We start from the raw sequence: 20,750 nt of genomic DNA, 5'->3' as shown, positions 1-20,750 counted from the left end.
ATAACTGGTAATTCTATAGGAACGGAGCCGGAGGTGTCCATGGAACAGATGATCTACCGGGAGAGGATTCCCGGAATTGCCATTGACCGCATTTTACGGGAACCTGGCTTTACCATGCCCAGCAAGCATCTTCATGATGATTATGAGATCTATTATCTGGTGGAAGGAGAGCGCTACTACTTCATTGACAGGACCACCTATCACGTGACAGGCGGAAGTCTGGTGTTCATTGACAGGAACCGGATCCATCAGACCAGCCAGTGCGGGACCGGCAGCCATGAACGGATCCTCATCTCCCTGAGCCAGCACCCCTTTGGGGATTTTCTGTCCCTTACCGGGGAAATGTCCCTGTCCGGCTTTTTCAGCGCCCATACAGGCATCCTGGAATTAGACCAGGAAGGACGTCCTCTGGCGGAATCCCTTATGGATACCCTGGCCTCCGAACTGCACGGACAAAAGCCCGGCTTTCAGCACATGGCCATGTCGGCGCTATCCCGGCTTCTGATCCATGCCCAGCGGCATTTTTCCAGCCCTTCCCACATATCATCCAGGCTTCCTGTATCCACCCAGCCCAAGCACCGGCTTGTGGATGATGCAGCCTCCTATATCACGGAAAACTACAGTAAGGACCTGTCCCTGGAAACCGTGGCCGCTCAGTTTTATGTAAATAAATGCTATTTGAGCCGTATCTTCAAGGAGGCCACCGGCTTTACGGTCAATGAATATATCAACATGGCCCGTGTACGCCGCGCACGGGAGCTTTTGTCCGCCACCTCCATGAGCATCACGGAAGTGTCCTGTCTCCTGGGTTATGACTCCATCACCTACTTTGAGCGGGTATTTCACAGGTATACCCAGACCTCGCCCATGAAATACAGAAAAGCATACAGCGCCCAGCATGTGGACCATGCTTTTTAAAAAATCCTTTTAAAACCCGGTATAAAATGATATACTAAATCACAAACGCCGCCCCTTATGGGGCGGGGAATCAACCGTAAAGGAGAAGCCTTATGTTCAGAATGTGGGGAAAACTAATGAAGGACAACCATCTGCTTCAGGACACGGTCATATGTATATCCGACTACTCCCTGTCCAGGACACAGATGGTATTTAACTCCCTGGACTCCATCTGTTATGAATTTAATCTGGAAAAACCCATGTGGCTGGATTCCACTGTAAAGGATTTCCAGCTCCATGATAAAACACGTTTTACACAGGACAATTTTATCGAAACCATTGACTTTGATTTTCTTGAAATACAGGTGATCGAGGAATAAGACGTGAAGGATCTGTTTACCATCGGGGAAGTTGCAGAACTGTTTTCAATCAACATACGTACGCTCCGCTATTATGATGACATTGGTATCCTGCACCCGGAGACCACGGACCCCCAGACCGGATACCGCTATTATACTACCCGCCAGTTTGAACGGCTGAACACCATCAAATACCTGCGCGCCCTTGGCATGTCCCTGAAAAAGATCGCTCTGTTTTTTGAGAGCAGGGATGTGTCTGTCATGCAGACACTCCTGGAAGAGCAGCACAGGGAAACTATGTTGCGTATCAGCCAACTGATGCAGGTGGAGCGGAAACTGGAATACCGTCTCCAGTCATTGGAAGATGCCCTCCATACACCGCCCGGTATGATCCGGCTGCTGCACTTTGGGCAGCGACAGGTTGCATATTTACGCAAAAATATTCCCCTGGGCGATGATCTGGAGTACTCCCTTCGGGAGCTGGAACGGACCAATACGCTGGAACCCGTAATGTTCCTGGGAAAGGTGGGGGTCTCCATATCGGCCCATGAACTGGTCAGGCGGCATTTTGAATCATTTTCCGGTATCTTTGTGCTTTTAGAGCAGGAGGACCATTACCATGGTGAGGAGCATTACCTGATGGCAGGGGATTACCTGACCATCCGCTTTACAGGCACCCATACGGAAGCTGCTCCTTATTATATGAAGCTTTTGGATCACATGGCTGAAAACGGATACCGGTGCTGCGGTGATTCTGTGGAGATCACGCTGATCGATGCCGGTTTTACCAATGACGCCTCCCAATATGTCACTGAGATCCAGATCCCCATTGAGCAGAACTATTTAAAAAATCCATTGACCCTCCAGTAACTGGAGGGTTTATCTTATTTATAGCAATGATACAAGGAGTGGATGATAATGAAAAATGACAACCTGCTGACAGAAGGAAATGTATTTCGTGTGCTGCTGAAATTCTCAGTTCCCTTTCTCATAGCCAACATCATACAGGCCCTTTACGGCGCCGTGGATCTGATGGTCATTGGCTGGTACTGCGCGCCGGAGAGTGTGGCTGCCGTATCCACCGGAACCCAGGTAACACAGATCATCACCAGCATGGTGTCCGGCCTTACCCTGGGCAGCACGATCATGGTAGGGAAATATACAGGCATGAAGGACGAGGACCGGACCCGCAGAACCATTGGAACCACATTATCCGTATTTGCCGTCATAGCCATTCTTCTGACCATTGTGATGCTGATATTTAAGGGTCCGATCCTGGCCGCCCTTAAAACTCCGGCCGCCTCCCTGAAGGAAGCCAATGACTATGTGACCATCTGCTTTTACGGCATCTTCTTCATCTGCGGCTACAATGCGATCAGCGCTGTCCTCAGAGGATACGGTGATTCCCGCAGACCCATGTACTTTGTTGCCCTGTCCTGTGTGCTGAACATCATCGGGGATATCATGTTTGTAAAATACCTGGGGCTGGGTGTGGCGGGAACCGCCCTGGCCACTGTCTTGTCCCAGTCCATCAGTATGATCTGCTCCATTATCTATCTGAACAGGAGCAGGTTCATCTTTACATTCAGCTTTAAAAACCTGCGTATTGACCGGTCGCTGGCAAAAGAGCTGGCCATGGTGGGGATTCCCATCTCCTCCCAGGAATGTATGGTCCGCCTCTCCTTTCTCTACCTGACCTCGGTCACCAACCGTCTTGGGGTGAATGCAGCGGCAGCCGTGGGCATTGCCAGCAAATATGACGTATTTGCCATGCTGCCCGCCACTTCCATTGCAAGCGCCCTGGCCGCCATCACGGCACAGAACTACGGGGCCGGGAAACCGGAACGGGCCAGACAGTCCCTGGCCGCAGGCATTGGTTTCTCTGTGCTGGCCTCCTCCCTATTCTTTTTGTGGGCACAGCTTTCCCCCCAGACCATGATCGGATTGTTCAACACCAATCCTGATATCATCTCTGCAGGCATCCCATTTTTCCACTCCTGCAGCTTTGACTACCTTGCAGTATCCTTTGTATTCTGTCTCAATGGGTTCATGAACGGGCGGTCCAAAACAGTGTTCACCATGATCAGCTGCTGCTTTGGGGCGCTGGCCCTGAGAATCCCTCTCATATGGCTGGCCTATACATATTGCCCCGACAACCTGTTTGTGATCGGCTCCATTGCCCCCGCTGTCTCAGGATTTATGGCAGTCTATACCATGGGATTTGTTCTGCGGCAGATTCGGACGGACCGGGCTGCTGTAACCGGATTACGGTTGGGGGATAATGCGGTCTAGCGGCAGTCCTTCCCCGAAAAAGACTCGAAAAAAGACTCGAAAAGCCGCCCTGCTGACTTACCTCATCAACAGGACGGCCTTTTATCTTAAAATGATTTACTTAAAACACACGGTCCATCACAGCCTTTTAAGCAGTTCTTCCCTTTGCGCCTCGAAACCTGGTTTACCCAGAAGTGCGAACATATTTTTCTTATAGCTCTCAACGCCCGGCTGGTTAAAGGGGTTAATACCCAGAATATAACCGCTCACACCGCAGGCGAATTCAAAGAAGTAGAACAGTTCTCCCAGATAGAACTCGTTCTGCTCCGGTACCTTAACCATCAGGTTAGGTACATTGCCGTCTGTATGGGCCAGAATGGTGCCGTTCATGGCACTCTTATTCACGAAGTCAACACTCTTCCCTGCCAGATAGTTCATGCCATCGGTATCCACGTCCTCTTTATTCAGGAGAATCTCAACCGGAGATTCTTCCACATTGATCACTGTCTCAAACATGATACGTGCTCCGTCCTGGATGAACTGTCCCATGGAGTGAAGATCTGTGGTAAGATCCACTGCCGCCGGGAGAATGCCTCTCTGGTCCTTGCCCTCGCTCTCGCCATAGAGCTGCTTCCACCACTCGGACACGTAGTGAAGGCTTGGCTCATAATTGGCTACAATCTCAACGGATTTGCCCTTGCGGAGCAGGATGTTGCGCACTGCTGCGTAAAGCAGGGCCGGGTTGGACTCATATGGGGTTTCAAGTGCTTTCTTCCGTCCGGAAGCCGCACCTTCCATCAATTGATCAATATCCGCTCCACTCACTGCGATGGGTAAAAGGCCTACTGCCGTCAATACGCTGAATCGCCCGCCTACATCATCCGGAACAACAAATGTCTCATAACCTTCCACATCCGCCAGATTCTTAAGGGCGCCTTTAGCCTTGTCTGTGGTTGCGTAGATGCGCTTGTTAGCCTCTTCCTTTCCATATTTTTCAATGAGCATTTCCTTAAATACGCGGAATGCGATCGCAGGTTCCGTGGTAGTGCCTGACTTGGAAATGATATTGATGGAGAAATCCTTGCCTTCCAATACCTGCTTTAAATCATGAATATATTTGCTGCTGATGCTGTTGCCTACAAAATAAATCTCAGGTGTCTTGCGAACGCTCTTGGGTAACACATTATAGAAGCTGTGTGACAGAAATTCAATGGCTGCCCTGGCACCCAGATAAGATCCGCCGATACCCACTACCAGCAGTACATCAGAATCATTCTGAATCTTATCTGCCGCTTTCTTAATCTTCGCAAACTCATCCTTGTCATAATCCACCGGCAAATCAATCCATCCCAGAAAATCGTTGCCTGCTCCAGATTTATTGAGCAAGGTCTCCTTTGCACTCATTACTGTGGTCTTAAAGTTGGCCATCTCCTCTGCAGAAATAAATCCTGCTGCCTTGGAATAATCAAATGTTATTTCCTTTCCCATAGTTTGCGCTCTCCTTTTCTTATGTCCATGGATAAACCATGCCTCTATCTATTGCGGTAAAGCCGCTTATCGTTTAAATTATAACATATTTTGACTTATATTACTATTTTTTTCTGACCCCCCTGACCTAATTTCAGGAAATGAACTCCTTTAGCAATTCTCCCAACATCCGTTTTTGTTCCGGATTCAAATCCTGCAGCCAGTTGTCCTTGGACTTGTCCTCCTGTCTCTCCCTGCTTGCCGCGGTCTGGTCCAGCCCGCGCCTGTTATTATTATTTGAACGGCGGTCTCTTGTAATGGAGCGTACAGGCGCCGGATCCCTGCGCTCCTCCTCTGCTGTAACAGCGGGCACATGCTCTGCGCCGCCTTCACGGTTCATTCTCGGCCACATCACATTTTCCATATAATCCTGCATACAGGTAAGAAGCTGCTGGCGTTTGGCCTCCAGATTCACCCCATAGTCCACCAGCATGGTGAACATTCCTGCCAGGATACCGATGGTGCCGTAGAGTACTATATAATAATTATCACTTCTATACCAATAAGAGAGAAATGCTGCTGTTCCGCCAGCCAGGAAGCAGAGAAGTGTAAGCTGCCCCGACAGGTTGTCCAGCCCTCTGACGGACATTCCCGCCATGCGAAGGCCATACATCTGGCGCTCCAGATAAACACGTGTATTGCTCATTCCCTGATTAATTCTATATGTATCCTCTGCATTCTGTTTCAAACCACGCAGACACTTGTTCTTAGTCAATGCCATATTGGTACTTTCTTTAATAAGTCGTTTGTAAAAGCTCCCCGCTATCAGACGGCTGAATACCCCCGCCAGACAGATTGCTGCCAGCACGTATAGTGCCTTTCCTGTTTGTAAAAAGCTAATCATAGTAAAATCCCCTTTCTTCTTCCCGGATTCCTTCCAGTTACTCTATATATTATTCACGGCTGCGGCCGTTGTTTGGGAAATGCCCCTGCAGTCAGGCGTTTCCCGGTAAGGTCTATTATAGCAACGGATTTTCATTTGGGAAGTTGAGAACCCCTAGAATCGTTCGCCAAATTCTCCTAAAAATCGATTCTGAGAGGTAAGATTTTTCTTGAACAAGCTGATGGTTTAAGCCTCTCTTAAGGGGGATGGGATGGGGGATTTTGGGGGAGACCGGATGTCCCGGCCGCTGGATTAGGCTAATTTCCTGGGCAGCCGGATTAGGCCGATTGGCCGGGCACCGCATCTCACAGGTGAATGTTCCCCTGATTGGATCTTTCTTCCAAAAGGTGCTTTCTCATAACCCAGTAAATTCCCATACCCGCGGGCAAACACAAGCTGAACATCACTCCATTCTCAGGGTAGACTACATATTTACTCAATCCCATCAAGGCAACGGAACATGTAAAACGCAGTACTTTTCTCCTATCCTCCAGCATCAAGGAAAAGCCCGGAGCAACATAAACAAGCATGATCAGGGCGATCCACCCCCACCGGTATCTGATTTTATTCCTATAACAATCGGCCGCAGACACCACTGCTGCCCCAAACACTGCCATGGAAAAAACAAACAGAAACCACTGGACTACATTCCATTTTCCCATGCTTCCCAATGTTCCAATTGGCTTTAATGACTCCTCAGTTCTGATAACAAAATTCGTAAGACCGCTGTCCCCGTTATCTCCTTCAACATGCCGGAGGACGACCGACATCTTTTCCCCGCTTGCTGTGGTGATCTTATAATTAGCTGTTATTGTCTTTATCCTTTTACCGTTAGAAGTTGTTGTCTTCCTATTATATCCTGTTTTCTTATAAGTAAATTCCTGTTCACCGTCCCACACTTCCAAAAGAGTCTGCATGTCCTTTTCCATACTCTTCTTTGATACCCCCTGGGACAAACACAGGGCGTCCATGGCATTCCGGTCCCCGGCGGACGCTGCGCCTATCATCTGTTCCAGATATTGGTCAGACCTGGTATCTGATTTTATTTCACCTGTGATCAGGCGGAATACATGGAGGAGTAAAACGGCCACAATGGCAGCTAACAGAATAACACCTGCCACTCCTGCAATGATCAGATTCTTTCTTTTCTTTTTGTCCATAGTAAACGGTTCCCCTCTTGTTCCAATATTTTCACCAATACTGTACCATAGGTCCACGACAGTAAACATGCTCTAAGCAAAAAAGGGACCTCCCGGAATTGCATCCCAGAGGTCCACATAATTTTAGAAGGAACGGATCATTTCCGTCAGCAGGTTTACGGAATGTGTGATTGCCTTGGCTTCAAATACCGGATAATCTACAGTGGCGCTGTCATCCGCCTTATCTGATATAGCCCTTACAATCAAAAACGGTATGGAATTCAGATAGCATGCCTGGGCAATGGCCGCTCCCTCCATTTCCGTACAAAACCCTGCAAATGTATCCACCAGCCACTGCTTTTTCTCTTTTTCTGAGACAAACTGGTCTCCGGTGACAATGCGCCCCACAAAGGTATGGATATCCGGATTCACCTTAGCGCAGCATTCCTGGGCAAGCTGTATCAGTCTCTCATCCGCCTTAAACGACAGGGTATCCACACGTGGGATCTGTCCCACTGCATATCCAAATCCGGTTGCATCCATATCATGCTGCAGCGCATCGCTGGAAAGCACAATATCCCCTATATCGATCTCCGCCTTCAGCGAACCGGCTATTCCGGTATTTACAACGCCCTCCACCTTATATATATCCGCCAATATCTGGGTACACATAGCGGCATTGACCTTTCCAATACCGGACCGGACCACGACCACGTCCTTTCCTCCCAGCCTGCCCTTATAAAAGTCCATGGCAGCCCTTGTCTCCACCTCTACATCTGTAAGCTGTTCCTTAATCTTAGCCACTTCCTCATCCATGGCTCCAATGATACCTAACATAAAACCTCCTTCTGGTACTATAGTGCGTAAGTTTTCATAATCCACATGCATAAATCCACATGCATGATATCCCTGCCGGAATTGTTTCTGTACAGAAACGGCATAGCAATTCACAAACCACCTTAACAGATCTGATCCCGGTTGGATAGCAGATGTGGTCATTACCGAAACTTATGCAGTACAATACTTGTCCCCTGATGGGCACCTCCCCTTTATTATACCGAAAGTGTACAGTTTTTCAAGGGCCAAGCTTATTCACACTTGACATTCCACAGTTCATAAGGCATAATCTGATATACATAATTGATTTTCAGGAGGCAATACACATGCGATATAAAACTCAAGGAGTCTGTTCACGGGAGATATCCTTTGAAGTAAACGATAACAAGCTTACCAATGTCCAGTTTTTCGGCGGCTGTTCAGGCAATACCCAGGGTCTGTCCAGGCTGATTGAAGGTATGGATGTAGATGAAGCCATCCAACGGCTGGATGGCATTCACTGCGGCCCAAGGCCCACATCCTGTCCGGACCAGCTGGCCAGGGCCTTGAAGCAGTATAAGGGACAGTAATAAGTTTGTGGATATGGGAAAGGCAGGTCGCGCGGACCTGCCTTTTTTGGTTGGGTTTGTTGTGTTAGTCTAGTAAAACGCCGTCTGTGGTTGGGCTGAATGCTTCAAAAGCACCATTATATACTACACCAAACACGCCTCTTAAACGATAGTAGTATCCTCTAGGTTGATTTATAAACGATATGTCAATCGTTGGCGTCTCTAATCCCTCAGGATAATCCTTGGAATAAAACTCTGCTTCATAGTAATCAACTTGACGCCATCTTTCAGTTTTTTCATCCCACTGATCCAAGTAGATAGATATATAAGCTTCATCCACTGGTACCGAAGTAAAAGCTATAGCAAGTGCTCCAATTGTCCCATTACCATTATTCTTTACTACTAAATCCGCACTCATAAAAAATTCGCCACGTGTCTTCGTACTTTCAGTTGCCCTACTTTGTTTGACATTCGATGGCAATAAAGCTGATACCTCATTTACTGAAGTATATTTGCTTGGATTATAAGGCATTCCAAAAACAGTTGACGAAGCAAAAACAGTTACTAACATCGAAATCATTAATAAACGAATAATTCTTTTCATTTTTATCCTCCGTATTTATAAAGATAAGCCCTCTACCATTTTTTGAAATTCTTCTTCTTCGACCATTCCTATTAATCTGTAACTTGCACCATTTGTAATTATCGAAGTCTCATATGTTACCCTATTATCAAGATGAATCTCTTTCTTTATATCCAAATCCATTCTTAACCACTTATTATATACACCTATCTCTTCTTCAATTGTTGAATCAGATTTATAATTATATGAGACACTCTTATCATACTTTGATTGAATAAAATAAATAGACTTATCTTCACATGTAAATTTCATATGCACAAACCCTTCACCAGTCTGAACATCTATAAATCTCATATCGGTTGGCATATAGCTTAATTTCATAGGTTTTATATTTAGTTTCTCCTCTATTAAAGCATATGCCTCTTCTTCTCCATTAACTGCCACTTTATTCATATCGTTATTAAAAATATAATTATTATCAACGATCGTATCCTTCCGCTCCCGATAAAAATAAGACTTCGTCCCCATTGCCACCATACAACCGCCGCCAGCCATCAAACAAGCAATCAGCCCAATGGCAGCCAGGCGTTTCCAGCCAAACCTGCCTTTAATAATCTTATTGTGCCTTGAATCCGCGGGTTCTGTCCTTTCATCTGAATTCTCTGCCTCAGCGCGTTCCTCCTGGATCCTTGCCCAAATTTTCTCAAACTCGTCCGGGGACGGCTCTGAGCTGAGCTGGGGAACATTTAAATTGCAGGCCGCTTCAAATTCATCCAAAAGATCTTGGTCTGAATATCCAGAAATTTCCTGAAGCAGGTTGTCTATGAACTTGTCCTGTTCTGAATCTTTGTTATAATCTCCCACGTGACACCTCTGTTTACCAAATCTCCTAAAGTTCCCTTGGCCTTTAGGGTTGACTTTTTGCATTTAATGCTTACTATAATAGTAGACGTTTATGATCAGGGTTTTTCCCCATCATAATATAACCTTCAGGAGGTTTTTATGAAAAAAATAGTATTAACCGGCGGCGGTACTGCCGGACACGTCACTCCCAATCTGGCTTTGATCCCCTCTCTCAGGGAAGCTGGCTACGAAATCAGCTATATCGGCTCCTATCAGGGCATGGAGCGTAAACTCATTGAAAATGCAGGCATACCTTATAATGGCATATCCTCCGGAAAGCTGCGCAGGTACTTTGACATTAAAAATTTCTCCGATCCATTCCGTGTGATCAAAGGCTATGGCGAAGCCCTGCGTCTGTTAAAGCGTTATAAACCGGACGTGGTTTTCTCCAAGGGTGGATTTGTGGCAGTCCCTGTGGTGCTGGCTGCCAAACACTATAAGATTCCCACCATTATCCATGAATCAGACATGACTCCCGGACTGGCAAATAAAATCTGCATTCCCTCCGCTGCCAAAGTATGCTGTAACTTTCCTGAGACTTTAAAATATCTTCCGGAAGACAAAGCCGTCCTTACAGGTTCACCAATCCGCAAGGAACTGTTGCAGGGGGACCGGCTGTCAGGGCTGTCCTATGCACATCTTGGCGCAGATAAGCCTGTTCTCCTGATCATTGGCGGAAGCCTTGGATCTGTAACTGTCAATCAGGCTGTCCGCAGCATCCTTCCCCGCCTTCTCGCCGACTATCAGGTAATACATATCTGCGGCAAAGGCAACCTGGACGAAAGTCTGATCGGTACCGCCGGATATGTACAATATGAATATGTAGATGCCCCATTAAAGCATCTGTTCGCAGCTGCCGATATTGTCATCTCCAGAGCCGGAGCTAACTCTATCTGTGAGCTGTTGGCACTGCGCAAACCCAATCTTTTAATTCCCCTTTCCGCTTCTGCCAGCCGCGGAGACCAGATCCTCAATGCCAATTCCTTTGCAAAGCAGGGATTCAGCAAGGTTCTGGAAGAGGAGGCTATCTCTGATAATACCTTGTATCAGGCCATTGACGATTTGTATCAACAACGCAGTACCTATATACAAGCCATGGAACAAAGCAGTCTCAACAATGCAGTGGAGACTGTTACTTCCCTCATTGAATCATGTGTGAAATCATCTTAAGGCCAGTTTTCATCTTGCAGTAGGGTTTCCAGGTATTTCCTAATACGGCTGACCCGGGAATAGCATGCCTTTTCCGTAATGTTCAGGATCTCGCATACTTCTTTGGTCGGCCGCCCTTCAATCAACTTTAAAGCAGCAACCTGACGCCAGTTTTCAGGCATCTTTTCAATTTCCACCAAAAGTGCCTGACATCGCTCTTTACTTACCACAAAATCCGATAGGTTTGCGGCCTTGTCATGGGATGGAAAGTCTTCAGTATTGTAGGCTTCCTCATCCAACTCCCCATAGCTTCTCCGCTTCATTCTGCGGTGATAATCCATACAACGGCTTTTGAGGATCTTGATCAGCAGCATCTTCAGATTTTCCGGCGGCAAATCAAGGGAATAATCATAACGGGCATACGAGATAAATGTATCGTGCACCACATCATCAATGTAATCAAAAGGAATTTCATTGAGATAGGCTATCTTTCTCAGAACATACTGGAATTTCAGATACATTTCCTCAAACTTCTTTTTATCTTCAGCATCCATCTTCTTATCCATACTCTATTAATCTTTACAGCCCGCTCTTAATTTGTTCCGCAGTCTGAACCAGTTCTTCCGGTGTTGCATTGCCGGGTGTCCAGCTTACGATCGATGGGCCATTCTCGTACCTGGGAATCACATGCATATGGAAATGAAATACAGTCTGTCCGGCTGACTCTCCATTGTTCTGAACCAGATTAAATCCGGTACAACCAAGGGACTTCTTCATTGCAGCGCCAATCTTAGCACCCAACGGAAGTATCTTTGAAGCAGTCTCTTCATCCAGGGTACATACATCTGCAAAATGCTGTTTCGGCAGAATGAGTGCATGTCCTTTGGAAGCCGGACCCAGGTCCAGGATCACCCGAAACTGCTCATCCTCGTACAGGGTAGTTGATGGAATTACCCCGTTTGCTATTTTACAAAAAATACAATTGTCATCTGTCATATTGAAAGTCCTCCTTCTGCTGTGATCCGCACAGCTTTGTTTCTATTCTTCCATATAAAAGCCCCTGGCAGCACGAGGCCTCCGATACAAAAGAATACTTAAGATGAAGCCGGAAATCAGCCCTCCTATGTGTGCCCAGTTATCTATACCCGTGGCCGTAAAGCCGTGGTACAGGGTTAGAAGGATCATAAAGCCCAGCTGTCTGTTAGTAAGTCCATCCAGCTGTCCATGATTAACTGCAACCACATAGACCAGGCCGCCTACCACCCCGAAAATCGCGCCGGAAGCCCCGGCCGACACTGCCGCGTATCCTTTTTCCATATGAACAACTATGGAAATGATATTTGCGAAAATGCCGCTGGCCATGTAAAAAAAGAAATATTTCACATGACCAAGGACCTGCTCCATTCTCTCTCCCAACACAAAGAGGACCAGCATATTGTTCATCAGATGGCTGGCCCCAAAATGCAGGAACATGGAAGTAAGTAGCCTGTAATACTCTCCACGCATGACAACCAGAGGTTCATAAACAGCTCCGTGCTTCATCATGAACATAGTGTCTTCCGTGTCACCGATTAATTCAAACAAAAGAAAGACCATTACATTAACTGCAATTAATGCAATATTAACATATGCCTTATCCCTTTCCCTGTATGCACCCATCGGTTTTCCTCACATCATCAATGATATCTTATCTTAACATACTTTCATTGTCTTGTTAAGTGGGTACATTGCATATTAATTAGATTTATAATCCCCCTCCATACGTTTTTTCTATGATCTGCAGCTAATATTACCATTATTTTCCATCATAATTATTGGAATTGTATATAAAATTGATTATTCAGGTAAATATATATCCTATATCAGCAATAATGATCTCATCTCCAACTTCGATCACGGCAGTCTCATTGGCATCTAAAAGTTTTCCTCTGACCCTGGTCCCATTGGTGGAATTAAGGTCCGTGACCGTATATGTCCCTCCATCCTTATCGATTCTCAGGTGAAAACGGCTGACCGTATCCTTTTGAAGGACATAATCCGCCAGATTTTTATTTTTGCCTATGACAAAGGGGTAGTATGAGATGACTATTTCATCCTCTTCGCCTTCTATGGAAGTCAAGCGCCGCAATTCGTCCTCCGTCCTGCGGCCTGTGAGAAGAGTTGTGCGCATGGTTTCCTCATTGTCATGACCAGGGAAAGTATTGGAATATTCCACGGGCTGCTTTCCACTGCAGGCATTCATGGTTTCATCCTCCCCACTTGTCCTCTGGTCTGTCCCGGATAAGGGATCTGATTCATCCTCATATAGGATCCTCCACATCCCTTCATCAGCCTCGTCTTTCTGCCTCCTTGGCTTTACCGCCTCCTGAACCGGCTGTATCTCCCTCATTTGTTCGTTCCGTCCCTTTTTCCTCCCCCCAACCAGCCAGAACGCCAAATCCATTGCCGCAATTGCAAACAGGAGCCCCCCGTCCCCACAGATAAGGATAAAACGAAGCTCCCTTACTGCATTTGGTCCCCTGAGCAGCCACAGGGCAGCCGGAATCAGGACAACAACAGACATCCAAATGATAACCTGCTTCGCAATTGGAATTTTCTTTCTATTATCCCGTTCATATCCTCTATTACACTCCTTCTGTCCTGGGCTTTCTTCCCATCCTGCCCCTGCCTTCTTTCCAAAACCCAATGCTCCTCCAAAGCCTGATGCTCTTCCAAAACCTGCCGACCATTCAGAATCTGACATTCCAATGTCTGGCGTCCCAAAATCTGCTGTCCCAAAATCTACTGTCCCCTCCCTGCTGTTCTTCTCCCCTTTTCGCTCCTGTTTTACCCAGTCTGTCTGATTTCCCCATCCGTTCCCGCCTTCCGGCTGCCTCTGACCTTGCCCGGACAGTTCCTGAGAGGATGTTCCATCCCTATTTTCTCCGTCCAGGGAAATAAATTTTAATATGTCCTCTATGCCGTAGTTGTCCTTCAGGCTCTCCTGATACATGCCGTAGGCGAGAACCACACATTCGCGGTCTTTGTGGTTCACACATTTGAGGATATACTGTAAAAAACGGCTTAACTGTTCCGGAAAATCTCCCCTGTGTCCCGGAACCAGGCACAGGCTGATGCCAAAAAGCTCCGGTTCCACGTAGATCAGATCCTGATTTAACAAAATCCCCCCGTCACTCAGCAGATATTCCTCCATCCTCATCAGGGTTACATGCAGCTGTATCACAATCTGGCATATCTCATCTCTGGTGATGGAACGGGTTTCCAGCAAACGGCTCAGGGGCTGCCTGGAAGTAATATCATAATAGTAGAGGGGGGTTCCATCCTGATACCTGATATGCATATGCATCAGCCCCCGGATTTCATTGCCTGCCAGCATTTTTGCCTCATATCCAGCCTCTGCTCCCATATCGGGAGTGACCACCAGATAATTGTACTTTATCTCACGCCTGTAGCTAATTTCCATCCTCTTCCCCCAGACCCTCGATCAAGGTGATCTTTCGCAAAAACATCTCCGGCCTGAACCTCTTTCCCTGGATTTCATAACTCCAGCGCCCGCCCTGTCCTTTGCCCGACACCCGTATTCCCCGCTGGCTCAGCCCAATCTTATATTCTGAAAATGTCATCGGGTTCCCCATATACCCCTCCGCCGCGGATGCCGCCCCATCCAAATCCAATCCTTTTTCATGCCGCCCCTTTTCTACCGCTTCATGGAGGCTTATCATACCCACGGTCTCATCCCGCATATACCCGGCCTGCCGGATCATAACGGATAAGGAAAGAAGCACCATGGCCATAATACATGCTGCTTCCACTGTAAAACTTCCCTCAACCCATTCCCCCGGCCGGTTCATAGAAACATCACCCCGATTCCGCCAGGAACCAAAAACGGCAAAAAGGGAACGGAGCGTCTGCGGACATTCTGCCCTGCACAAACTCCCTTTATGACCAATATACCGCATACCAAAAAGCAGCATGTTAATCCTCCCATCAAAAGAATAAAATTTCTGAAAAATCCCAGATATAGCCCTGATACGGAAAAAAACAATCCATCACCTCTCCCAATAGCTCCCCGGGTCATTGCTGACAAGAGAAGCATCCCCCCTCCCACTGCCATTGCCGCTCCTACGTCCAAGATGCGCCTTGCTGCAAATCCCCATAGATCCACTGACTCCCAATCCCCGGAAAGGGCATTAATTTCCAGGAACATCTCCACTCCCCTCAGTACAATGCCCGCTGTTCCAAATATAACAAACACGCTGACCCGTATCCTGCGCTCTCTGCAGTCCTGAAAAGCCGTAACTGCCAAAACCATAAAGAAGCCGCTTCTGAGCATGATCTCAACTGCCCTCATCCCATTTGATATTCCATCCATATCTATTCTCCTCCGCAATATGAACACGCCCCCAGATGCTCCGCCTGTGAAAGGGGAACCGCCTGAACATATGCTATAATGGAAGCGCATGTCTTTGATAAATGGTAACTGGTTCCATAGGGCATGACATATACCATCCCCCCCTCCGATCCTGTTTTACATGTCTTACACGGTGCATACCTTGCCCCCGACTGGTTGCGCAGGGAGTCCACCTCACCGGCCGCCACTGCCTTAAGATCATTATAAAGATAATGGCATGTCCTCCTCCTGTGAAAGCGGGTAGAGTTTTTGCCAATATAAACCGTTTCATCCTCTTGTCCGCCGGACATTCCCCCATCTTTGTTTCGTCCTCCGTCCGCTCCATTCCACATCCTGCGGCTGCACACATGCTGCACCGGAACGCTGTCCAGACCCAATACGGAAAAAGGAAGCTTCATCCTGTACTTCATCATAATGTGCACCATATCATCTGTCCCAATATCGGTCCCATCAAATGATACTGATTCCACCCAATTTCTGTCGATCTGTCCCAGGATTTTCATAGCCGCATACCCGGATGCCAGAAGGGCGGTCACTTCCTCCCCATCCGTCCGTTCTGTATCCACCTGATCCTCATCCCCTGATAAAAGGCAGTACTCCACATACGCATACTGGCTCAGTTCCTCCCCCACGGATTCCACCACGGCCTGTATCTGCCTTTGCCGGTTTATCATTTTCATAGGCATCATCATGCAGATACACACGAACAAAAACAGGGGAAGGCACATGGCCGCTTCCAGGGTAAGACTTCCGGCCTCAAAACCGGAGGCCCATGATAATGCCCTTTTTTCACAGCATAGAGCTTCATATACAAGGATTCTTCTATTGTTTCGTACTTGGAGAGGTGCGAATTCTGTTTGTTTCTTAAAGGAATTATGCGCTGAATAAAAGGCTGCTTGAAAAAAGGGCATCATCATAGGCCTCCTTTCCGGATTTTGGATCGTTCAGATAGCTGCCTGATACGCCTATACGCGTTTCATACCCGGGTCCCCTGTCCCCCATTTGGCTTTTCCACAACCCTGCTGAAAAAAATACATGTTTTCCACTGACCGTGGCTTCCATTTCCACATTACATGCACAGCGCTCCATGGAAAACCCGCTCTGCTTCTTTCCTATATTAATCTCCATGACATCCATCATGCGGTACACCAGATCCGCTTTGTAACTGCCGAATATAAGAATACGCATATATCCCTTATAACTCAGTCCTCCTGTTTTTCCATCCCATGATCCCATATCTCCCAGACCTCTGTTCTTACCTATGGAAAGCAGCTCATCCAAGCTCAGTCTCCAGTCCTCCCTGGTTTTTAACACAGGTACTTTTCCGCCGTCTAACAGGCATCTCACATCCATGAGAGCTTCCCCCAACGCCCATACGGACATGATTAAAAATGCAGTCAGCGAGACAAGGGGAAGCACACCGCTTCCTCCCACAATAGCCAGCGCCAGACTACGCGCTTTCTGGCGCTTACCGGGATCGGAGAAAATGTGGATCAGGTTCATGCCTTCCCTTAATGCCACCAGACGCGAGATAACTCCGGCCAGGTTCTCCCTGTCCCCGTCTGCCCCATGGACAATATATTCCAGTTCATAAAATCCCTGGTCCTGCATTTCCTTTTGAAAGCCCTTGAAAAACCGTATATCATATTCACCTACCAGAAGGCGCTGCAGCAGGTTTTCTGCCCCGATCAAAAGTCCCTCCCTGCCGGCTTCATCTTCCCTCATTACTGATGCTGAGGGCACTGTGTCCAGCGAAAGCTTCCTGCCTGAAACCACCGTCCCTTCCGGCAGGACCAGCTCCAGGATCCCTCCTGATACCAGTCTCCCCACCTGCTCCAGGAAATCCTCCTTTTCTTTATCCTTAACTCCAAACTCAATTCCCAGGGAAAGCATGGCGTATCCGCTCCAATGAGCCGCCACAGGCCGCCACAGCGCCGCCTCATCCAGTTCGTCATCTTCATCCTCCGGCTCCCAGCTGTCTATATAGTCCATCACATCCCCGGCCATGGAAATGGCTCCTCTGATCCACTGGATCCGGTCAGGTCCGTATTCCCTGAGACGCACCACCTCCCGGCGGCGCTGCCCGTCATGGGATACGTAGGATTCATACTGAGCGATCTCATCCTCAAATGCAGCCTGAACCCCGGAACTTAATTCCTGTCTCTCATTCTCAAACTGTTTGCGGCTTTCCCCCAAGCGTTCAGCCAGCTGATCCGCCTTTTTTTCATAAGCTCCCACCAGTGCGGGCAGCTTTTCCAGCTCCCTGCACATGCGCTCCGCCTGGGAAATAAATCCGGAACCATCCAGCCATTCCAATGCTTGTCCGGCCCGGGACCAGCATTCACTCTGGGATTTCAGTCCGTCATCTATCTTTTCCAGAGCCTTCTCCAGCAGGACCGCTTCTTTGGAATGGGCTGTATAGAGGCCGGATACCCGGCTTACACTTCCTCCCTCTTTCCATGTCTTAAAGAGTGCATCCGCCCCTGATTCATCCAGCTCATCCCAATCCGTATCCAGCAGGCCATACTTCATATAGTCCAGGATTTCCTGTTCCAGATACCGTCCCTCTCCCTCTGTAAGGGCAATGATATCCTTTGCCTCCGTGCAGGATATCTTCATGGGATACCAGTTCTGTGCGTTCATATAAGGGGTAAGAAATTCCCCCAGCTCCCTTTCCAGGGTCTGGGGACTGTCATACTCTAACCCCAGGATCCTGTATTGCTTCCACAATTCCCTGTGATACTGAGCCATAAGGGAATCCATGGACGAATCCACCGCCATCCTGAGATAGCATCTGGCCCCTGCTGTCCGGACGGATTCCGCCATCCCGCACAGCAGGGCGCAGACACTTACCAGGATCATGGCGAGAAATACGGTGATCTCACCCTTCTCCCCCATTAATACACCTCTTTCGACTGGCTGTTGACCTCCTTAAAAATATTTTCCAAAAGCGTTATGATCTGTTTCTTAAAAATGATCACAAGACCGATGAGCACCACCAGTACAAGCACCAGCTCGATCACTCCAACTCCCTGCTCTTCCCTGAAAAATGCCCTCAGCTGCTCTCTAAGTTCCATACAATCACCTCTCTCCTCCTATGAACTGTTCTCATTCCCCATATGCCCTACCCAAATTCCATTAATGCGGGCACCGCGATCATGATCATTACAACAGATAACAGCATGAACAGCGGCAGCAACAGCCTGGTTCCGGCCTCCTCCCCCAGTCTTCTTGCCTGGTGTTTTCTCTGCTCAAATGCCTCTGCCATCTCCAGCTTTAATGTATCCCTCAGGTTCTTTGAACCATTCTTCCTGTTCTGCTCCAAAAGTCCGCTGAGCTTAATATAGGACTGCAGGCCGCACCGTCCGCCAAATTCCACAAACGCCTTCCCCTCAGATACACCGCTCCTGATCTGGCAGCTGGTCTCATACATTTCCCTGTATACATGCCTCGGCGTTCTTCTTCCCGATGCAACCATGTCCTGATACTCGAATGCGATCTTATCCCATGCCGTCCTTATACTCATTCCGGCACCCAGAAATATGATGAGACGGGACAGGATTTCCGGATAGTCCAGCGTCATCTGCTGCTTCCTTACTTCTTCCTTTTTTTTGATATCCCTTTTCTCTTTTAAACTGAACATGCATGCTGCCGCTGCCCCCAGGCCTGTCATAGAGAAAAAGGAGGATTCCTTCCTGCTGCTGTAGCTCAGGCTCCTGTCCTGGAATGAATCCGGCAATTTCATTGTCTCCTGGGTATTTTGACGTTCATCCTCATCATACAGTAAATTTAAGAAGGCCTTGCGGACCTGTTCCTGCTCTGTGAGCAAAGGCGGTTTTACTTCTATGGATACAGCGTATTCTTCCGGCCACCGCCCCTCTGTCATGCGGACTCTCAGGCATACCTGGCTCCCCTCATCATCCAGGCTCTCATTATTTACTTCCCCAAAGGAATTAACAAGCTCCGGACTGTCGGACTCCCATCTGAGACGGACGCCGTATTGATTCAGGGATGTGATCAGATCCAAGTTGCTCCTTACATCCTTCAGCGAACCGTTATCAGCCAGTATATACCCGGGAAGCTGCTCCATAATGGCTTCATAAACCCTGTGGGCTTCTTCCCTTGTATAAGTGCGTTCCGACAGGTTGAGATCCAGCGCCACCTCATCCGCTTCAAGTCCCCTTACCAGAAGCTGATATGGCGTATCCCCCTGCCCATAAGAGTTGCGTTTAAGGATATATCCCTGGGCAAGGTCCTGCTCCATCCCTGCCATAAGATGAGCCACAACTCCCAGAGCAAGCCCCAGGGTCACACACATGAATTGGCTTTTCCATTTCCTCCATTTGTCCCATTTCCCCCATTTGCCCACCCCCCGGCTCACAAACCTTATTAAGGTGTTCTCCACCTGATCCATCACCCCATTTGTTATGTCTTTATTCTCTACACCTCAATCTCCAATATCTTTTTCGCCAGGACCAAAGCTCCTGCATATACTGCCAGGCAGGCCGTCATGATGCATCTTCCCATAACAGTCTCATACATCACCCGGAAAAAACCCGGTGAGGTAAAATCTATGTAAAGAATGATCAAAAATGGAATCCCGTTCATGATCTTCTGCTCAAATACCCTGGATGCGGTCATGGTGTGGATCTCCTCCTGTACCTGCACCTTATCCCTGATAATCCCGGCCGTGTAATGAATGATTTCCACCAGCTCCCCTCCGCTCCTTCTGGCAGCTGCAAATACCTGGGCAAAATTATCCACGTCCTCAAGTCCGCTTCTGGAACCAAACTCCATAAGAAGCTGTTCCGGCTGTCTGTTCATTCTGACCCCTGCGCTGAGAATGGTAAACTCCCGTGTGATCATCCCTTCCTTCCCATACAGCCCTTCCAGTTCGGCCACACTCATGGCCAGCCCGTTTTCCAGGGAGTATCCGGCTCCCAAAAATGAGGCCAGAACCAAAATTGCTTCCTTAAACTGAAGCCCCAGCTGCCGGGTCCGTTCCCGCTTCAGATCCATTTTTTTATAAACAGGATAGAGCAGGCCTGCCGGAAGCAATATAAGAAACATTGTCATGCTTCGATAAAATGTATAGGCTGTCAATCCACAAACCGCCAGTCCCCATGCACCGTACAGCAGCCACTCCCGTGGAGACAGCCGGTAGCACCGGTAGTCTGCGGACCGTCTGTTTCCCGGATTAGGCCCCGGCCCAATCCACCGGCCCTTCTTTTGTCCTGTCACCG

General features: G+C 48.0%; 23 protein-coding genes. 6 read left to right on the top strand and 17 right to left on the bottom strand.

All coding sequences use genetic code 11. The annotated features are described in order from the left end of the window. Window positions 1–39: 39 nt before the first annotated feature. The 4 genes from CLFS41_RS00745 to CLFS41_RS00730 all read left to right on the top strand — a co-directional run bounded on the left by CLFS41_RS00745 (window position 40) and on the right by CLFS41_RS00730 (window position 3,548). A complete protein-coding gene (locus tag CLFS41_RS00745) occupies window positions 40–918 on the top strand; it encodes an AraC family transcriptional regulator (protein ID WP_045091139.1) in 879 nt (292 codons plus the stop codon). Between the two features lie 92 nt (window positions 919–1,010). Continuing rightward, complete coding sequence (locus CLFS41_RS00740) at window positions 1,011–1,277, top strand: hypothetical protein (protein WP_007871264.1); 267 nt, start codon at window positions 1,011–1,013, stop codon at window positions 1,275–1,277. 3 nt (window positions 1,278–1,280) lie between these two features. After that, entirely contained in the window at window positions 1,281–2,126 is an 846-nt protein-coding gene (locus tag CLFS41_RS00735) for a MerR family transcriptional regulator (protein ID WP_045091138.1), read from the top strand. Window positions 2,127–2,174: 48 nt separating this feature from the next. Continuing rightward, window positions 2,175–3,548, top strand: coding sequence for an MATE family efflux transporter (locus CLFS41_RS00730; protein WP_045091137.1), 1,374 nt, complete (start codon window positions 2,175–2,177; stop codon window positions 3,546–3,548). Between the two features lie 117 nt (window positions 3,549–3,665). On the opposite strand, the gene CLFS41_RS00725 is transcribed toward CLFS41_RS00730, so the two are convergent. From CLFS41_RS00725 to CLFS41_RS00710, 4 genes are all read right to left on the bottom strand, one after another. Beyond that, window positions 3,666–5,015 (bottom strand): glucose-6-phosphate isomerase, encoded by a 1,350-nt coding sequence (locus CLFS41_RS00725; protein WP_045091136.1) that lies wholly within the window; start codon window positions 5,013–5,015, stop codon window positions 3,666–3,668. A gap of 133 nt (window positions 5,016–5,148) precedes the next feature. After that, window positions 5,149–5,898: a hypothetical protein gene (locus tag CLFS41_RS00720; protein WP_045091135.1), complete on the bottom strand. Its 750-nt coding sequence runs from the start codon at window positions 5,896–5,898 to the stop codon at window positions 5,149–5,151. A gap of 344 nt (window positions 5,899–6,242) precedes the next feature. After that, window positions 6,243–7,097: a hypothetical protein gene (locus CLFS41_RS00715; protein WP_045091134.1), complete on the bottom strand. Its 855-nt coding sequence runs from the start codon at window positions 7,095–7,097 to the stop codon at window positions 6,243–6,245. Between the two features lie 123 nt (window positions 7,098–7,220). Beyond that, window positions 7,221–7,913: a 5'-methylthioadenosine/adenosylhomocysteine nucleosidase gene (locus CLFS41_RS00710; RefSeq protein ID WP_045091133.1), complete on the bottom strand. Its 693-nt coding sequence runs from the start codon at window positions 7,911–7,913 to the stop codon at window positions 7,221–7,223. Window positions 7,914–8,239: 326 nt separating this feature from the next. Here CLFS41_RS00710 and CLFS41_RS00705 point away from each other — a divergent pair, with 326 nt between their 5' ends. Continuing rightward, window positions 8,240–8,482: a TIGR03905 family TSCPD domain-containing protein gene (locus CLFS41_RS00705; protein WP_007871250.1), complete on the top strand. Its 243-nt coding sequence runs from the start codon at window positions 8,240–8,242 to the stop codon at window positions 8,480–8,482. Between the two features lie 64 nt (window positions 8,483–8,546). Here CLFS41_RS00705 and CLFS41_RS00700 read toward each other — a convergent pair whose 3' ends face one another. Then, on the bottom strand, window positions 8,547–9,065 hold the full coding sequence (locus CLFS41_RS00700; protein ID WP_045091132.1) for a DUF6147 family protein: 519 nt from the start codon (window positions 9,063–9,065) through the stop codon (window positions 8,547–8,549). Window positions 9,066–9,080: 15 nt separating this feature from the next. Then, window positions 9,081–9,908, bottom strand: coding sequence for a hypothetical protein (locus CLFS41_RS00695; protein ID WP_242856752.1), 828 nt, complete (start codon window positions 9,906–9,908; stop codon window positions 9,081–9,083). 138 nt (window positions 9,909–10,046) lie between these two features. On the opposite strand from CLFS41_RS00695, the gene CLFS41_RS00690 reads away from it, so the two are divergent. Continuing rightward, window positions 10,047–11,117, top strand: a complete 1,071-nt coding sequence (locus CLFS41_RS00690) for an undecaprenyldiphospho-muramoylpentapeptide beta-N-acetylglucosaminyltransferase (RefSeq protein WP_007871247.1) — start codon at window positions 10,047–10,049, stop codon at window positions 11,115–11,117. Here CLFS41_RS00690 and CLFS41_RS00685 read toward each other — a convergent pair. From CLFS41_RS00685 to CLFS41_RS00635, 11 genes are all read right to left on the bottom strand, one after another. Then, window positions 11,114–11,662: an RNA polymerase sigma factor gene (locus CLFS41_RS00685; RefSeq protein WP_040417761.1), complete on the bottom strand. Its 549-nt coding sequence runs from the start codon at window positions 11,660–11,662 to the stop codon at window positions 11,114–11,116. The two genes, CLFS41_RS00690 and CLFS41_RS00685, sit on opposite strands and share 4 nt — an antisense overlap. Window positions 11,663–11,675: 13 nt before the next feature. After that, on the bottom strand, window positions 11,676–12,092 hold the full coding sequence (locus CLFS41_RS00680; protein ID WP_045091131.1) for an HIT family protein: 417 nt from the start codon (window positions 12,090–12,092) through the stop codon (window positions 11,676–11,678). 42 nt (window positions 12,093–12,134) lie between these two features. Next, the gene (locus CLFS41_RS00675; protein WP_007871244.1) at window positions 12,135–12,755 is read right to left on the bottom strand and encodes a rhomboid family intramembrane serine protease; all 621 of its coding nucleotides are present in this window, start codon (window positions 12,753–12,755) and stop codon (window positions 12,135–12,137) included. 181 nt (window positions 12,756–12,936) lie between these two features. Then, window positions 12,937–14,559 carry a DUF6382 domain-containing protein gene (locus CLFS41_RS00670; protein ID WP_007871243.1) on the bottom strand — a complete coding sequence of 541 codons (1,623 nt, stop codon included), beginning with the start codon at window positions 14,557–14,559 and terminating at the stop codon, window positions 12,937–12,939. Beyond that, window positions 14,549–14,947 (bottom strand): hypothetical protein, encoded by a 399-nt coding sequence (locus CLFS41_RS00665; RefSeq protein WP_082082465.1) that lies wholly within the window; start codon window positions 14,945–14,947, stop codon window positions 14,549–14,551. Before CLFS41_RS00665 ends, CLFS41_RS00670 begins: the two co-directional genes overlap by 11 nt. Beyond that, the gene (locus CLFS41_RS00660; RefSeq protein WP_045091130.1) at window positions 14,944–15,468 is read right to left on the bottom strand and encodes a hypothetical protein; all 525 of its coding nucleotides are present in this window, start codon (window positions 15,466–15,468) and stop codon (window positions 14,944–14,946) included. The genes CLFS41_RS00665 and CLFS41_RS00660 overlap by 4 nt, the downstream gene beginning before the upstream one ends. Before the next feature lie 2 nt (window positions 15,469–15,470). Beyond that, a complete protein-coding gene (locus CLFS41_RS00655) occupies window positions 15,471–16,187 on the bottom strand; it encodes a hypothetical protein (RefSeq protein ID WP_227161383.1) in 717 nt (238 codons plus the stop codon). Window positions 16,188–16,380: 193 nt separating this feature from the next. Beyond that, window positions 16,381–18,405 (bottom strand): DUF5702 domain-containing protein, encoded by a 2,025-nt coding sequence (locus CLFS41_RS00650; protein WP_045091129.1) that lies wholly within the window; start codon window positions 18,403–18,405, stop codon window positions 16,381–16,383. Beyond that, window positions 18,405–18,584: a Flp1 family type IVb pilin gene (locus CLFS41_RS00645; protein ID WP_007871233.1), complete on the bottom strand. Its 180-nt coding sequence runs from the start codon at window positions 18,582–18,584 to the stop codon at window positions 18,405–18,407. The genes CLFS41_RS00650 and CLFS41_RS00645 overlap by 1 nt, the downstream gene beginning before the upstream one ends. 47 nt (window positions 18,585–18,631) lie before the next feature. After that, the gene (locus CLFS41_RS00640) at window positions 18,632–19,912 is read right to left on the bottom strand and encodes a hypothetical protein (RefSeq protein ID WP_045091240.1); all 1,281 of its coding nucleotides are present in this window, start codon (window positions 19,910–19,912) and stop codon (window positions 18,632–18,634) included. Window positions 19,913–19,947: 35 nt separating this feature from the next. Further along, entirely contained in the window at window positions 19,948–20,748 is an 801-nt protein-coding gene (locus CLFS41_RS00635) for a type II secretion system F family protein (RefSeq protein WP_347467182.1), read from the bottom strand. Window positions 20,749–20,750: the final 2 nt, after the last annotated feature.

The organism is Clostridium sp. FS41, from assembly GCF_000954015.1.
In the GTDB taxonomy this organism is placed as follows: domain Bacteria; phylum Bacillota; class Clostridia; order Lachnospirales; family Lachnospiraceae; genus Enterocloster; species Enterocloster citroniae.
The sequence above is the reverse complement of the archived record's forward strand: the minus strand, read 5'-3'. Positions and strand labels throughout refer to the sequence as shown.

What these genes read in the sequence shown, in the direction of transcription:
- CLFS41_RS00660 (WP_045091130.1), bottom strand. Translation starts at nt 15,468, where the DNA reads ATGGATGGAATATCAAATGGGATGAGGGCAGTTGAGATCATGCTCAGA.
- CLFS41_RS00655 (WP_227161383.1), bottom strand. Translation starts at nt 16,187, where the DNA reads ATGAAAATGATAAACCGGCAAAGGCAGATACAGGCCGTGGTGGAATCC.
- CLFS41_RS00675 (WP_007871244.1), bottom strand. Translation starts at nt 12,755, where the DNA reads ATGGGTGCATACAGGGAAAGGGATAAGGCATATGTTAATATTGCATTA.
- CLFS41_RS00670 (WP_007871243.1), bottom strand. Translation starts at nt 14,559, where the DNA reads ATGGAAATTAGCTACAGGCGTGAGATAAAGTACAATTATCTGGTGGTC.
- CLFS41_RS00725 (WP_045091136.1), bottom strand. Translation starts at nt 5,015, where the DNA reads ATGGGAAAGGAAATAACATTTGATTATTCCAAGGCAGCAGGATTTATT.
- CLFS41_RS00740 (WP_007871264.1), top strand. Translation starts at nt 1,011, where the DNA reads ATGTTCAGAATGTGGGGAAAACTAATGAAGGACAACCATCTGCTTCAG.
- CLFS41_RS00715 (WP_045091134.1), bottom strand. Translation starts at nt 7,097, where the DNA reads ATGGACAAAAAGAAAAGAAAGAATCTGATCATTGCAGGAGTGGCAGGT.
- CLFS41_RS00745 (WP_045091139.1), top strand. Translation starts at nt 40, where the DNA reads ATGGAACAGATGATCTACCGGGAGAGGATTCCCGGAATTGCCATTGAC.
- CLFS41_RS00685 (WP_040417761.1), bottom strand. Translation starts at nt 11,662, where the DNA reads ATGGATAAGAAGATGGATGCTGAAGATAAAAAGAAGTTTGAGGAAATG.
- CLFS41_RS00650 (WP_045091129.1), bottom strand. Translation starts at nt 18,405, where the DNA reads ATGGGGGAGAAGGGTGAGATCACCGTATTTCTCGCCATGATCCTGGTA.
- CLFS41_RS00710 (WP_045091133.1), bottom strand. Translation starts at nt 7,913, where the DNA reads ATGTTAGGTATCATTGGAGCCATGGATGAGGAAGTGGCTAAGATTAAG.
- CLFS41_RS00700 (WP_045091132.1), bottom strand. Translation starts at nt 9,065, where the DNA reads ATGAAAAGAATTATTCGTTTATTAATGATTTCGATGTTAGTAACTGTT.
- CLFS41_RS00665 (WP_082082465.1), bottom strand. Translation starts at nt 14,947, where the DNA reads ATGAACCGGCCGGGGGAATGGGTTGAGGGAAGTTTTACAGTGGAAGCA.
- CLFS41_RS00720 (WP_045091135.1), bottom strand. Translation starts at nt 5,898, where the DNA reads ATGATTAGCTTTTTACAAACAGGAAAGGCACTATACGTGCTGGCAGCA.
- CLFS41_RS00690 (WP_007871247.1), top strand. Translation starts at nt 10,047, where the DNA reads ATGAAAAAAATAGTATTAACCGGCGGCGGTACTGCCGGACACGTCACT.
- CLFS41_RS00730 (WP_045091137.1), top strand. Translation starts at nt 2,175, where the DNA reads ATGAAAAATGACAACCTGCTGACAGAAGGAAATGTATTTCGTGTGCTG.
- CLFS41_RS00705 (WP_007871250.1), top strand. Translation starts at nt 8,240, where the DNA reads ATGCGATATAAAACTCAAGGAGTCTGTTCACGGGAGATATCCTTTGAA.
- CLFS41_RS00680 (WP_045091131.1), bottom strand. Translation starts at nt 12,092, where the DNA reads ATGACAGATGACAATTGTATTTTTTGTAAAATAGCAAACGGGGTAATT.
- CLFS41_RS00645 (WP_007871233.1), bottom strand. Translation starts at nt 18,584, where the DNA reads ATGGAACTTAGAGAGCAGCTGAGGGCATTTTTCAGGGAAGAGCAGGGA.